Annotated in this window: 14 protein-coding genes; 8 read left to right on the forward strand and 6 right to left on the reverse strand. The window is 69.5% G+C overall.

Going from position 1 to position 12,490, the window contains the following annotated elements; all coding sequences use genetic code 11:
- The first annotated feature begins 38 nt into the window (after window positions 1-38).
- The 4 genes from rpsF (at window position 39) to rplI (ending at window position 1,776) form a co-directional block, all read left to right on the forward strand.
- Complete coding sequence (rpsF, locus tag ACF1GV_RS14385; RefSeq protein WP_014673750.1) at window positions 39-329, forward strand: 30S ribosomal protein S6; 291 nt, start codon at window positions 39-41, stop codon at window positions 327-329.
- 77 nt (window positions 330-406) lie between these two features.
- Complete coding sequence (locus ACF1GV_RS14390; RefSeq protein ID WP_391680231.1) at window positions 407-994, forward strand: single-stranded DNA-binding protein; 588 nt, start codon at window positions 407-409, stop codon at window positions 992-994.
- An 81-nt stretch (window positions 995-1,075) separates the two neighbouring features.
- Window positions 1,076-1,312 carry a 30S ribosomal protein S18 gene (gene rpsR / locus ACF1GV_RS14395; protein ID WP_003949403.1) on the forward strand — a complete coding sequence of 79 codons (237 nt, stop codon included), beginning with the start codon at window positions 1,076-1,078 and terminating at the stop codon, window positions 1,310-1,312.
- 17 nt (window positions 1,313-1,329) lie between these two features.
- A complete protein-coding gene (gene rplI, locus ACF1GV_RS14400) occupies window positions 1,330-1,776 on the forward strand; it encodes a 50S ribosomal protein L9 (protein WP_363265346.1) in 447 nt (148 codons plus the stop codon).
- Window positions 1,777-1,968: 192 nt separating this feature from the next.
- On the opposite strand, the gene ACF1GV_RS14405 is transcribed toward rplI, so the two are convergent.
- Window positions 1,969-3,306: an MATE family efflux transporter gene (locus ACF1GV_RS14405; protein WP_391680233.1), complete on the reverse strand. Its 1,338-nt coding sequence runs from the start codon at window positions 3,304-3,306 to the stop codon at window positions 1,969-1,971.
- Window positions 3,307-3,766: 460 nt separating this feature from the next.
- Here ACF1GV_RS14405 and dnaB point away from each other — a divergent pair, with 460 nt between their 5' ends.
- Window positions 3,767-5,245 carry a replicative DNA helicase gene (gene dnaB, locus ACF1GV_RS14410; protein WP_391680235.1) on the forward strand — a complete coding sequence of 493 codons (1,479 nt, stop codon included), beginning with the start codon at window positions 3,767-3,769 and terminating at the stop codon, window positions 5,243-5,245.
- Between the two features lie 73 nt (window positions 5,246-5,318).
- Entirely contained in the window at window positions 5,319-6,704 is a 1,386-nt protein-coding gene (locus tag ACF1GV_RS14415) for a serine hydrolase domain-containing protein (RefSeq protein ID WP_391680236.1), read from the forward strand.
- A gap of 87 nt (window positions 6,705-6,791) precedes the next feature.
- On the opposite strand, the gene ACF1GV_RS14420 is transcribed toward ACF1GV_RS14415, so the two are convergent.
- Both ACF1GV_RS14420 and ACF1GV_RS14425 read right to left on the reverse strand, forming a co-directional pair.
- Window positions 6,792-7,244: a GNAT family N-acetyltransferase gene (locus tag ACF1GV_RS14420; RefSeq protein ID WP_391680238.1), complete on the reverse strand. Its 453-nt coding sequence runs from the start codon at window positions 7,242-7,244 to the stop codon at window positions 6,792-6,794.
- Window positions 7,245-7,253: 9 nt separating this feature from the next.
- Window positions 7,254-7,718: a MarR family winged helix-turn-helix transcriptional regulator gene (locus ACF1GV_RS14425; protein ID WP_391680239.1), complete on the reverse strand. Its 465-nt coding sequence runs from the start codon at window positions 7,716-7,718 to the stop codon at window positions 7,254-7,256.
- A 144-nt stretch (window positions 7,719-7,862) separates the two neighbouring features.
- On the opposite strand from ACF1GV_RS14425, the gene ACF1GV_RS14430 reads away from it, so the two are divergent.
- Entirely contained in the window at window positions 7,863-9,071 is a 1,209-nt protein-coding gene (locus ACF1GV_RS14430) for an MFS transporter (protein WP_391680241.1), read from the forward strand.
- Window positions 9,072-9,249: 178 nt separating this feature from the next.
- On the forward strand, window positions 9,250-9,672 hold the full coding sequence (locus ACF1GV_RS14435) for a heme-binding protein (protein ID WP_391680243.1): 423 nt from the start codon (window positions 9,250-9,252) through the stop codon (window positions 9,670-9,672).
- Between the two features lie 94 nt (window positions 9,673-9,766).
- Here ACF1GV_RS14435 and ACF1GV_RS14440 read toward each other — a convergent pair whose 3' ends face one another.
- From ACF1GV_RS14440 to ACF1GV_RS14450, 3 genes are all read right to left on the reverse strand, one after another.
- Complete coding sequence (locus ACF1GV_RS14440) at window positions 9,767-10,633, reverse strand: GNAT family N-acetyltransferase (protein WP_391680244.1); 867 nt, start codon at window positions 10,631-10,633, stop codon at window positions 9,767-9,769.
- A 140-nt stretch (window positions 10,634-10,773) separates the two neighbouring features.
- Window positions 10,774-11,256, reverse strand: a complete 483-nt coding sequence (locus ACF1GV_RS14445) for an NUDIX domain-containing protein (protein ID WP_391680245.1) — start codon at window positions 11,254-11,256, stop codon at window positions 10,774-10,776.
- A gap of 106 nt (window positions 11,257-11,362) precedes the next feature.
- Complete coding sequence (locus tag ACF1GV_RS14450) at window positions 11,363-12,268, reverse strand: LysR family transcriptional regulator (protein ID WP_391680247.1); 906 nt, start codon at window positions 12,266-12,268, stop codon at window positions 11,363-11,365.
- Between the last annotated feature and the right edge of the window lie 222 nt (window positions 12,269-12,490).

A 12,490-nucleotide genomic window follows, 5' to 3' on the forward strand; every position in this document is an offset into this window, starting at 1 on the left:
CGACCGTGGCCGTTGAGTCCAAAGGAGGTGGGTTCCACATGCGTCACTACGAGGTGATGGTCATCCTCGACCCCGATCTCGAGGAGCGCGCTGTCTCCCCGCTGATCGAGAACTTCCTCTCTGTCGTCCGTGATGGCGGCGGAAAGGTCGAGAAGGTCGACACCTGGGGCCGTCGTCGTCTCGCGTACGAGATCAAGAAGAAGCCCGAGGGCATCTACTCGGTCATCGACCTGCAGGCTGAGCCCGCGGTCGTCAAGGAGCTCGACCGGCAGATGAACCTGAACGAGTCGGTCCTCCGGACCAAGGTCCTTCGCCCCGAGACCCACTGAGCCTTCCGCTCAGCTGATCTCGGGATTCCGAGCAGCACCACCAGCAGCCAGCAGCAAACCCGCCGAGAGGTTCCCCCATGGCAGGCGAGACCGTCATCACGGTCATCGGCAATCTTGTCGACGACCCCGAGCTGCGCTTCACCCCCTCCGGTGCGGCGGTCGCGAAGTTCCGTGTCGCGTCCACCCCCCGCACCTTCGACCGTCAGACCAACGAGTGGAAGGACGGCGAGAGCCTGTTCCTGACCTGCTCGGTCTGGCGTCAGGCGGCGGAGAACGTCGCCGAGTCGCTCCAGCGAGGCATGCGCGTCATCGTGCAGGGCCGGCTGAAGCAGCGGTCGTACGAAGACCGTGAGGGTGTCAAGCGCACGGTCTACGAGCTGGACGTCGACGAGGTCGGCCCCAGCCTGCGCAACGCCACGGCCAAGATCACCAAGACCGCCGCAGGTCGCGGCGGCCAGGGTGGTTACGGGGGCGGCGGCGGTGGCGGCCAGCAGGGCGGCGCCGGCTGGGGCGGCGGCCCCGCCGGTGGCGGCCAGCAGGGCGGCGGCGCTCCTGCCGACGACCCCTGGGCGACCGGCGCTCCCGCCGGTGGCAACCAGGGTGGCGCCGGCTGGGGCGGCGGCTCCGGCGGCGGTGGCGGCTACTCGGACGAGCCCCCCTTCTAGGCCTTCGGTCCGGTCCTTCGGGGCCGGTCCCGGTCGAGGGCGGGTCGTACCCAAACTTCTTGATCACACAGGAGAATCACCATGGCGAAGCCGCCTGTGCGCAAGCCGAAGAAGAAGGTCTGCGCTTTCTGCAAGGACAAGGTCACGTACGTGGACTACAAGGACACGAACATGCTGCGGAAGTTCATTTCCGACCGCGGCAAGATCCGTGCCCGCCGCGTGACCGGCAACTGCACGCAGCACCAGCGTGACGTCGCCACGGCCGTCAAGAACAGCCGTGAGATGGCGCTGCTGCCCTACACGTCCACCGCGCGCTAAGGGAGGGTGACCGAAACATGAAGATCATCCTCACTCACGAGGTCTCCGGCCTCGGTGCCGCGGGCGACGTCGTCGACGTCAAGGACGGTTACGCTCGCAACTACCTGATCCCGCGGAACTTCGCGATCCGCTGGACCAAGGGTGGCGAGAAGGACGTCGAGCAGATCCGTCGTGCTCGCAAGATCCACGAGATCCAGACCATCGAGCAGGCCAACCAGATCAAGGCCCAGCTCGAGGGTGTGAAGGTCCGTCTGGCCGTCCGCTCCGGCGACGCCGGTCGTCTCTTCGGTTCCGTCACCCCGGCCGACGTCGCGTCCGCGATCAAGGCGTCGGGTGGCCCCGAGGTCGACAAGCGCCGCATCGAGCTCGGTTCGCCCATCAAGACCCTGGGCGCCCACGAGACGTCCGTGCGTCTGCACCCCGAGGTTGCCGCCAAGGTCAACATCGAGGTCGTCGCGGGCTGATCACCGCGTGATCGCTGCGCTCGCTCGAGCCAGTGAGAGGGGCCGCACCCGTGAAGGGTGCGGCCCCTCTCGTGTGCGGGGAACTGCCCCGGGCGGGGACGGGGAGCGTGTTTCACGTGAAACACGCCAGCGGATCGTCGTGCCGGAGGATCGGCGGGCCCGGTGAAGGCGGCACCGTTTCACGTGAAACGGTCAGCGCGTCGCGCCCGTCACCAGCCACCGGCCCGAGCGGGTGCGCAGCCCGAGGGTCACCAACCGTACGGTCATCATCAGCGTCATCGCCCCCCACAGTGCGGTCAGTCCTCCGCCCAGCGCCGGGACAAGCAGCGCGGCCGGTGCGAAGACCGCCAGCGTGACCAGCATCGCCCAGGCCAGATACGGTCCATCGCCGGCGCCCATCAGCACGCCGTCCAAGACGAACACCACGCCGGAGACCGGCTGGGAGAGCGCCACGATCAGCAGTGCGGGCAATGCGGTGTCCGTCACCGAGGAGTCGCTGGTGAACAGCGGCAGGAAGAGCGGGCGGGTGAGCACCACCAGGACACCGAGGACGATGCCGACCGCGATGCCCCACTCCACCATCCGCCGGCAGGCGGCTCGGGCACCGTCGGGGTCGCCCGCGCCGAGGTAGCGACCGATGATGGCCTGCCCGGCGATGGCGATGGCGTCGAGGGCGAAGGCGAGCAGGCTCCACAGCGACAGGATGATCTGGTGGGCGGCGATATCGGCGTCACCGAGGCGTGCGGCCACGGCGGTGGCGATCATCAGGATGGCGCGCAGGGACAGCGTGCGCACCAGGAGCGGAACGCCTGCCTGGGCGGAGGCGCGGATGCCCGCGGCATCGGGTCGCAGGGAGGCGCCGTGCCGACGGGCACCGCGGATCACCACCGTGAGATAGACCGCAGCCATGCCGCATTGCGCGATGACAGTTCCCCACGCCGAGCCCGCGATGCCGAGACCGGCGCCGTAGACGAGGCCCGCGTTCAGGGTGCCGTTGGCGACGAACCCGCCGACGGCGACGTAGAGCGGTGTCTTCGTGTCCTGCAGTCCGCGCAGAACACCGGTCGCGGCGAGCACGACGAGCATGGCGGGGATGCCCAGCGCGGAGATCCGCAGATAGGTGATGGCGTACGGTGCCGCGGTGGACGAGGCGCCGAAGAGGTCGACGATCGCCGGAGCCAGCGGAAGGACTAGGGCGATGACGGCCGCTCCGAGCAGAACCGCGAGCCAGATGCCGTCCATGCCCTGGCGGATGGCGGCCGGGAGATCGCCGGCACCCACGCGGCGGGCCACCGCGGCCGTGGTCGCGTAGGCGAGGAACACGAACACGCTCACCGCGGTGGTGAGCAGGGCGGAGGCGACGCCGAGCCCCGCGAGCTGGGCGGTACCGAGATGACCCACGATGGCGCTGTCGGCCATGACGAAGAGAGGCTCGGCGACGAGGGCGCCGAAGGCCGGAACGGCCAGGGTGACGATCTCGCGGTCGTGGCGGCGGCGGGTGACCCTGGAGGTCGCGGGAGCCTGTGTCATGAGCAGCAATCTAGTCGTCCACAGGTAAGAGATGCAATGCCATAGAGACCCTTACTTGCCGGAAGGGTGGACGTCTTCTCGCGCAGTGTTCGAAGTGATCTTGGTCCGACCGGGGAAGTTTTTCTTCTGCACAGCCAGTGGATGTCGAAACCGCAGGTCAGAGGCGTTGCTTCAGTGGCAGAGCGAGCTTGTTCACAGCGCTGTCCACCGGGTCGTGCACAGGTTTCGAGGGGTTCTCCACAGCATCGGGGCCGTCGTCCACATGGCCTGTGGATAACCAGATTGGCTGACGCCTCCGTGGGGCCTACCGTTGTCCGGCGCCCGCTCGTCCGCCGGTGGCAAAAAACGCCACAAAACCAACGCGTCTCAAGTGGAGTCGGGCCTCTCGGTTTGTCAGTGCCGTCCCTTAGAACAGAGGGGCACGGCGAGGTCCGCTCTGCGGACGGGAGGAGGTGGCTCGGTGAGCATTTCCGAGCCCTTGGACGATCCGTGGGCCGACAGCGGTCCAAGTGATCGTCTGCCCGCTTCCCGCCGGCGCGGTGACGGGGTCCGGACGCGTGAGGAGCAGCACGACCGGGGGCGGGACAGCGGCGGCTGGGACGGCGCCGGTTCGGCCTTCGAGCGGGTACCGCCACAGGACCTGGAGGCCGAGCAGTCGGTCCTCGGCGGCATGCTGCTGTCGAAGGACGCGATCGCCGACGTCGTCGAGATCCTCAAGGGCCACGACTTCTACAAGCCCGCGCACGAGACGATCTACCAGGCGATCCTCGACGTCTACGCCCGGGGCGAGCCGGCCGACCCCATCACCATCGCCGCCGAACTCACCAAGCGGGGTGAGATCAACAAGGTCGGCGGCGCGTCGTATCTGCACACCCTCGTCCAGACGGTCCCGACGGCGGCCAACGCCGAGTACTACGCGGAGATCGTGCACGAGCGCGCGGTCCTGCGTCGCCTGGTCGAGGCCGGCACGCGGATCACGCAGATGGGATACGCAGCCGACGACGACGTCGACGAGATCGTCAACCGTGCCCAGGCGGAGATCTACGCGGTCACCGAGCAGCGCACCAGCGAGGACTACCTGCCGCTCGGCGACATCATGGAGGGCGCCCTCGACGAGATCGAGGCAATCGGCTCGCGCAGCGGCGAGATGACCGGTGTGCCCACGGGCTTCACCGACTTCGACTCGCTCACCAACGGTCTGCACCCCGGCCAGATGATCGTCATCGCGGCCCGTCCCGCCATGGGTAAGTCCACCCTCGCGCTGGACTTCGCGCGCGCCGCGGCGATCAGGCACAACCTACCGAGCGTGATCTTCTCCCTCGAGATGGGGCGCAACGAGATCGCGATGCGCCTGCTGTCCGCGGAGGCCCGTGTCGCCCTGCACCACATGCGCTCCGGCACGATGACCGACGACGACTGGACGCGCCTGGCCCGCCGGATGCCCGACGTGTCCGCGGCGCCGCTCTACATCGACGACTCCCCGAACCTGTCGATGATGGAGATCCGCGCCAAGTGCCGCCGTCTGAAGCAGCGCAACGACCTCAGGCTGGTCGTCATCGACTATCTCCAGCTGATGCAGTCCGGCGGCTCCAAGCGTGCCGAGAGCCGTCAGCAGGAGGTGTCGGACATGTCACGTAACCTCAAGCTGCTCGCCAAGGAGCTGGAGGTTCCCGTGATCGCGCTCTCCCAGCTCAACCGTGGCCCCGAGCAGCGCACCGACAAGAAGCCGATGGTCTCGGACCTGCGTGAGTCCGGCTCCATCGAGCAGGACGCCGACATGGTCATCCTGCTGCACCGCGAGGACGCCTACGAGAAGGAGTCGCCGCGCGCGGGCGAGGCCGACCTGATCGTGGCCAAGCACCGTAACGGCCCGACGGCGACGATCACGGTCGCCTTCCAGGGCCACTACTCGCGCTTCGTGGACATGGCGCAGACCTGAGGCGCCCGCCGGGTGGCGCCGCGCCCGGCGAAATGGACTCGACGTGGGCTGACCCGGCGGGTGGACTGGGTGCATGACGACATCTCAGGAAGAGCTGCTGCCCGCCACCCGGCGTGCGCTGTTGCACCGGATCGCCGTGGCCCAGGCGGACGGCAGGGCCCCCTCGCTCGTCGCGGCCGTCGTCCGCGACGGACGCACCGTCTGGCACGGTGCGCGCACCTCGGTCGATGGTCATGGGCCCGACGAGACCGTGCAGTACAGGATCGGGTCGATCACCAAGACCTTCACGGCCGTTCTGGTCCTGCGGCTACGGGACGAGGGACTGCTCGACCTCGGTGACCCGCTGGAGAAGCATCTGCCCGGCACCGGCGCGGGCGAGGTGACGATCCGGGAACTGCTCGCACACACCAGCGGGCTGGCGGCCGAGTCGCCGGCCCCGTGGTGGGAGCGCACGCCGGGGACGCTGCGGCCCGAACTCGCTGACGTTCTGGGGGAGCAGCCGTTCCGGCACCCGGTCGGTGAGCGGTTCCACTACTCCAACCCCGGTTTCACGCTGCTCGGGGCCGTGGTCGAGGAGGTGCGGGGCGAGGCATGGGAGGACGTGCTGCGGCGCGAAGTGCTCGAACCTCTGGGCCTTCGACGCACGGATGTGCGGCCCAGTGCCCCACAGGCCGGAGGCTGGGCCGTGCACCCATGGGCCGATGCGATGCTGCCCGAACCGGCGGAAGATCTGGGCCGGATGGCCCCCGCGGGCCAGCTGTGGTCCACCACGGGCGACCTGGCGCGCTTTGCCGCCTTCCTGGCCAAGGGAGACGACCGGGTGCTCGGCGCGCAGTCCCTGCGCGAGATGCGGACGCCCACGGCCCCTTCCGAGGCGGCGAGCGTGGCCGACGGTTACGCCTACGGACTCGGTTTGGAGATCCGGCACCACGGCGGGCGGCTGCTGGCAGGGCACTCCGGATCGCTTCCGGGGTTCCTGGCCGGCCTCCAGTTCAGCGTGGAGGATGACGTGGCCGCCGTGGTGCTCGCCAACTGTACTTCCGGTCCGCCCGTCGCGACCGTGGCCGCGGGTCTCGTGGGGATCGTCGCCGAGGCGGAGCCGCGCATCCCCGAACCCTGGCGCCCGTTGCGGGAAGCCGATCCGGCGGTTCTGGAGCTGGCCGGGCCCTGGTACTGGGGGACGCACGGGTTCGCCCTGCGGCTGACGTCCGACGGGCTGGCGTCGCTGGAGCCGCTCACGGGCAACGGCCGGCGCTCGCGCTTCCGGCCGAACGGTGACGGCACGTGGACCGGGCTGGAGGGCTACTACGCCGGCGAGGTTCTGCAGGCGGTGCGGCGGGCCGACGGCTCGGTCGACCACCTGGACCTTGGCTCATTCGCCTTCACGCGGCAGCCGTACGACGACAGCGCCGCGGTGCCGGGCGGTGTCGACCCGCAGGGGTGGCGGGGTATCGGCTGAAGCATCGTGGCTTCGCGTGACGGGGCGAGGGGGCGAGGGGGCTGTTTCACGTGAAACAGGCGCGAGACGGCCCCCACGCCGCGTCGGTCACAGGGACAGCTTGAAACCGAGGTGCGAGCTCTCGAACCCGAGTCGCTCGTAGAACCGGTGGGCATCGGTCCGGCTCTTGTCCGAGGTCAGCTGAACCAACTGGCAGCCCAGGCGCCGGGATTCCTCCACCGCCCACTCGATGAGCCGGGTGCCCAGCCCGCTGCCGCGCTCGTCGGCATGGATCCGCACCGCTTCGATGATCGACCGGGTGGCCCCTCGCCGGGACAGGCCGGGAATCAAAGTCAGTTGAAGGGTGCCGACGATGCGGCCCTCGCGCACCGCGACGACCAGGCGCTGGTTCAGGTCCGCCGCGATGCTCTCGAACGCACTCAGGTACGGCGCGAGGTCGTCGGGGGACTCGCGCTGGGCACCCAACGGGTCGTCCGCGAGCATGGCGACGATGGCCGGGACGTCGTCGGGGACGGCGGCCCGTATCTCAAGATCTCCCATGACCGCACCCTATGCGGGCAGCGGTGCCTTCAGGGTTTCCACGACGTGGACCAGAGGGGCAAGATCCGCGTTCTTCGCCGCCTCGTCGAGGGCCTCTCGCAGTGCGGCGTCGTTGGTGGGCCGGGCCTCCTCCAGGAGCTTCAGACCGGCGTCGGTGACGTTGGTGTAGATGCCACGACGGTCGGTGGGGCACAGGTAGCGCTCGAGCAGACCGCGGTCCTCGAGCCGTGTGACCAGGCGGGTGGTGGCGCTCTGGCTGAGGACGACCGCGTCGGCGACCTGCTTCATCTGCAGATGTCCGCCGTCGCCGTCGTGCTGCCGGCTGAGCACGTCGAGCAGGGAGTACTCGCGCACGCTCAGCCCGTGACGAGCCTGCAGGGCGCGCTCGATGTGCGTCTCGATCCTCCCGTGCAGCAGAGAGAGGGCGCACCAGCCCTGAGCGAGGGCGGTGAGCGCGGGGTCCGTCGCTGTCATCGGCGTTCTTCCTCCGTCCCGGAGCGGCTGCTACCAGGATAGGGCAGCCACGCAATAGAGCGCGTTTGCAAGTATCCCGCGTCTGCAACTATTGTGAACGCACGCAAAGCGCATCTGCAATCGTTTGGGAAGGTGTACCCCTCCATGCCTCTCGCGCTTCTGGCCCTCGCGATCGGGGCCTTCGGAATCGGAACGACCGAGTTCGTGATCATGGGTTTGCTGCCCGAGGTCGCGGGCGACTTCGGGGTCTCCATCCCGACGGCGGGCTTCCTCGTCACCGGATACGCACTCGGTGTCATGTTCGGCGCCCCGCTGATGACGGTCCTCGGCACCAAGATCCCCCGCAAGCGGATGCTGATGCTGCTGATGGCCCTGTTCATCGCCGGCAACCTGCTGTCCGCCCTCGCTCCCGCCTTCGGCATCATGCTCATCGGCCGGGTGGTGGCCTCACTCGCCCACGGTGCCTTCTTCGGCATCGGTTCAGTGGTCGCCGCCGAACTGGTCGCCCCCGACAAGAAGGCCGGCGCCATCGCCATGATGTTCACCGGCCTGACCGTCGCCAACGTCGTGGGCGTACCGCTCGGCACCCTGGTCGGCCAGAGCGTCGGCTGGCGGGTCACCTTCGGCATCGTCGCCGCCCTCGGCGTCATCGGCCTGCTCGGCATCGCCAGGCTCGTCCCCGACCTGCCCAAGCCGGAAGGCGTGCATCTGCGCCACGAACTGGCCGCGTTCAAGAACGTCCAGGTCCTGCTCGCGATGGCGATGACCGTCCTCGGCTTCGGCGGTGTCTTCGCGGCCATCACCTACATCGCGCCGATGATGACGCACGTCACCGGGTTCGCCGACGGCTCCGTCACCTGGCTGCTGGTGCTGTTCGGCCTCGGCATGGTGGGCGGCAACCTCGTCGGCGGCAAGTTCGCCGACCGCGCCCTGATGCCCATGCTGTACGTGTCGCTGGGCGCCCTGGCCGTCGTTCTGGCGCTCTTCACGCTCACCGCGCACAACAAGATCCTCGCGGCCGTCACCATCGCCCTGATCGGGGCGCTCGGCTTCGCCACCGTCCCGCCGTTGCAGAAGCGCGTCCTCGACCAGGCCCATGGCGCTCCCACGCTGGCCTCGGCCGTGAACATCGGCGCCTTCAACCTCGGCAACGCCCTGTCGGCCTGGCTCGGCGGGCTCGTGATCTCGGCCGGCTTCGGTTACACCGCCCCCAACTGGGTGGGAGCCGTCCTCGCTGCGGGCGCCCTCGTCCTCGCCGTGCTCTCGGCCGCCCTGGAGCGCCGGGCCGGTGGACCCGACACCGTGGTGGCCGGCTCGGGGACCGTCGAGCCACGCGCCGCCGTCCACCACTGACCCCCCTCGAGCCTGCCGGCGCCCGGGCCAGGGCCGTCCCGGCGCCGACAGGGTCCACCTCCCTTGAGCAACGTCCTGGAGCAATGCTCCCGAGCAACGCCCTCGGGCATCGCCGGAGCGGCACCCCCGTGCACCGCTCTTCCGTAACACCGCACAACGCCTCACCAAGGAGACCCCCGTGAGCACCACCACCGCCGTGACCCCCCTGACCACCAAAGACGCCGAGATCCTCGTCGCCGCCGTCCGGCGGGCAGCCGAGACGGCCGGCGTCACCGTCAGCATCAGCGTGCTGGATGCCGGCGGGCACCTCCTCGCCTTCCGGCGGGACGACCGGGCCGTGCTGATCTCGGGGGAGACCAGCACCCGGAAGGCCTACACAGCGCTCCAGTTGGACGCGCCGACAGCGGACCTGGTGGACGCCGTCCAGCCCGGCGGCCTCTTCCACACCCTGCCCACCGCGCTCGACCGGCCGCTGCTGTTCATCGCCGGTGGCCTGCCCGTCCACCGCGACGGCCGACTGATCGGCGCGATAGGGGTCGGCGGCGGTGCGCCGGAGCAGGACCACGCCTTCGCCTCCGCGGCCGTCGAGGCGCTGGCCTGACCCACAGCCCACCACAACACAGCCAGTCCACCACAGCACAGCGCCGGTTCCCGTGAGAACCGGCGCTGTCGTGCGTCGTGCGTCTACCGCGCGGTCAGCCCGCTGCCACCGTCACCGGGGCGAACCGCCGGTTCCAGTCACCCGGCAGGCCGGTGATGCCGTGGGTCATGACGGAGTTGAAGGCGACGGACGCCATGCCGTGCTCCTTGACCCAGGACAGCAGTTCCTCGTGGCGGGCGTCGATGTCGGTGCGCAGCGGGCGGTCGGTGCCCGCGGCAAGGGAGGTCATCAGCGCCTTGGCCGTCGCGGTGTCCCGGGCGATGAGCGGGCCCACGACGTGGGTGTCCATGTTCGGCCACGCGGCGGCGTAGCCGGTGATCCGGCCACCATCCTCCGCGACGCGCAACTGGTCGGCGAAGGCGGGCAGCCGCGTCACGATCGGCGTGCGATCGGCACCGAACACCTCCTCGTCGAGACGGAGGATGGCCGACAGGTCCTCGGCGGTGGCCGCCCGTGTGGCCGCAGTGTCCACCGTGACGTCCGGAGTCAGGCGCCCGACCACCATCTCCGCCTGGCCCGTGGTCTTGAAGCCCAGCTCCTCGTAGAGCGGGCGGCCGTTCGGTGTCGCGTGCAGGGTGAGCGGCGTCGTGCCCATCTCGGCGAGGACATGCCGCATCATCCGGCGCCCGACGCCCTGGCGGGCGTGGCGCTCGGCGACCAGGACCATACCGACGGCACCGAGAACAGGACGCTCACGCGGTCCGTACGCGGTGACGACACACGCGCTGACGAGGCCGCCCTCGGGATCGTCGATGCCGTAAGCCGTCCCCGCGGTGAGGAGGAATCCCCACTTGTGTTCCTCCCGCGGCCAGCCACGGTTCTCGGACAGGTCCGCGCAGGCGGTGAGATCGCGAAGCGTCAGACGGCGGATGGGCACAGCGGCAAGGGAAACAGTCGGCACGCAGGTCAGGCTGTCCGACGGCAGGCCCCTGCGTCCACCTGTTTCACGGCAGACGTACGTGCTTTTGGCCATGTCGTGGTCTGGCGGACAGCTCGGGGACAGACGGGCGACGTTTCACGTGAAACAGGCGGCGGGGCTCATCACCCCAGGTCGGGTGCGTGCATGGCGCGTACGCCCTCGATGTTCCCGTCCAGGTAGTGCCGCAGTGACAGCGGAACGAGGTGCACGGAGGCGATGCCGACGCGGGTGAACGGAACCCGGACGATCTCATACTCGCCGGCTGGCTCATCCACCTCGGGGCCGTGGCGCTGTGAGAGGTCCATGGATTCCAGGCGGCAGACGAAGAAGTGCTGCACCTTCACTCCGGTCGCACCGCCGTCCTCGCCGATGTGCTCCACGGTGTCCACGAAGCAGGGCACCACGTCGGTGATCTTGGCGCCGAGCTCCTCGTCCACCTCGCGGTGCAGAGCGTCGACGACGGTCGGGTCCTCGGGCTCCACCCCGCCGCCGGGTGTCAGCCAGTAGGGGTCCACGCCAGGCTTCGTACGCTTGATCAGGATGAGGTCGTCACCGTCCAGGAGAACGGCGCGGGCGGTGCGCTTGACCACGGGTCGGACGGTCATGGGAGAAATGTGGCCCGGCGCGTTCCGCATGAAACATCCCCGCCGGTTTCACGTGAAACATCGCGAACCGTCATCAACCGAACTCGCTCGGTGATCCGCAAGTGGTTCATGTCCAGTCGGCCGCCGCCCGCTGGAGTCGCTCATGGGCCCGGGCGATGTGCGGCATGGCCAGTGTCCCGGTGCGCACCGCCAAAAAGTAGGTCCGTAGCGGAGGCACCGGCGGATGATGCAGCTCCACGACCTCCCCGCGTTCCAGGGCAGCCGCGCACAGATAGCGGGGCAGGACGGCGAGCCCCGCCCCTGCCGCCGTACAGGTGAGGACCGCGCGCAGGTCGGGGACGATGATCGCGCCGGAGGGCGCGGGACGGGAGTCGAAGACGGAGGCCCAGTAGCGGGAGACGAAGGGGAGGGACTCGTGGACCTCGACGACGGGGAGGCTTTCCAGGGCCGGGGCGCCCGCGCGGCGCAGTTCGTCGCGGCGGACCTGTTCGACCCGGTGCGGGGCGGCGACCAGGACGTGTTCCTCGTCGCACAGTGCGGTGGCGGTGAGCAGCGCGTCTCGGGGCCGGGTGGTGCTGATGGCCAGGTCGTGATGGCCGGCCGCCAGCCCTTCGAGTGCCTTCTCGGCGGTGCCGAAGGACGCGCGCAGGGCGAGCCCCTGTCCGTCGTCACCGGTCAGCTCCGTCAGCGCCGGCAGGGCCCGCTCCGCGATGAACTCCGGGGGCCCGGCCAGATGCAGGGTCCGTAACGACGACTCCTCGTCGACCCCCGTCTCGGCGATCTCCACCAAAGCGTCCAGATGCGGGGCCGCCTTGTGGGCCAGCTCGTCGCCGATGGCCGTCGGGGTCACCCCGCGGGCCTGGCGCAGGAACAAGGGGCGGCCGAGTTGCCGCTCCAGTGTGCGGATCTGTGAGGTCACGGCCGGTTGGGACAGACCGAGCAGGGCAGCCGCCCGGGTGAAGGACCCGGCGCGGTGCACGGTCACGAAGGTGCGCAGCAAGGCCAGATCCATGGCGTGCCCTCCCCTCTCGCCGCCCGTTCGGGGTGCTCGGCCGCGCACCCAACTATAAATATGTCGATAGGCCTCTGTCGCTACCGTGATTGGACACTGACAGGGAGTCAACTAGCCTGGTGCGCGCGGTTCTTGGCCTGTGGAACCGCGGACGGTCCGAGCCACGAGGGGGGAGGCTCGGACCGTCCGTCCGTCGCGGAGAGCCGGGCACCCTATCCGCGT

Source organism: Streptomyces sp. NPDC014006 (genome assembly GCF_043088925.1).
In the GTDB taxonomy this organism is placed as follows: domain Bacteria; phylum Actinomycetota; class Actinomycetes; order Streptomycetales; family Streptomycetaceae; genus Streptomyces.

Excerpts from the sequence above, each read along its gene's own strand:
- rpsF (WP_014673750.1), top strand. The coding sequence starts at position 39 with ATGCGTCACTACGAGGTGATGGTCATCCTCGACCCCGATCTCGAGGAG.
- ACF1GV_RS14390 (WP_391680231.1), top strand. The coding sequence starts at position 407 with ATGGCAGGCGAGACCGTCATCACGGTCATCGGCAATCTTGTCGACGAC.
- rpsR (WP_003949403.1), top strand. The coding sequence starts at position 1,076 with ATGGCGAAGCCGCCTGTGCGCAAGCCGAAGAAGAAGGTCTGCGCTTTC.
- rplI (WP_363265346.1), top strand. The coding sequence starts at position 1,330 with ATGAAGATCATCCTCACTCACGAGGTCTCCGGCCTCGGTGCCGCGGGC.
- ACF1GV_RS14405 (WP_391680233.1), bottom strand. The coding sequence starts at position 3,306 with ATGACACAGGCTCCCGCGACCTCCAGGGTCACCCGCCGCCGCCACGAC.
- ACF1GV_RS14415 (WP_391680236.1), top strand. The coding sequence starts at position 5,319 with ATGACGACATCTCAGGAAGAGCTGCTGCCCGCCACCCGGCGTGCGCTG.
- ACF1GV_RS14420 (WP_391680238.1), bottom strand. The coding sequence starts at position 7,244 with ATGGGAGATCTTGAGATACGGGCCGCCGTCCCCGACGACGTCCCGGCC.
- ACF1GV_RS14425 (WP_391680239.1), bottom strand. The coding sequence starts at position 7,718 with ATGACAGCGACGGACCCCGCGCTCACCGCCCTCGCTCAGGGCTGGTGC.
- ACF1GV_RS14430 (WP_391680241.1), top strand. The coding sequence starts at position 7,863 with ATGCCTCTCGCGCTTCTGGCCCTCGCGATCGGGGCCTTCGGAATCGGA.
- ACF1GV_RS14445 (WP_391680245.1), bottom strand. The coding sequence starts at position 11,256 with ATGACCGTCCGACCCGTGGTCAAGCGCACCGCCCGCGCCGTTCTCCTG.
- ACF1GV_RS14450 (WP_391680247.1), bottom strand. The coding sequence starts at position 12,268 with ATGGATCTGGCCTTGCTGCGCACCTTCGTGACCGTGCACCGCGCCGGG.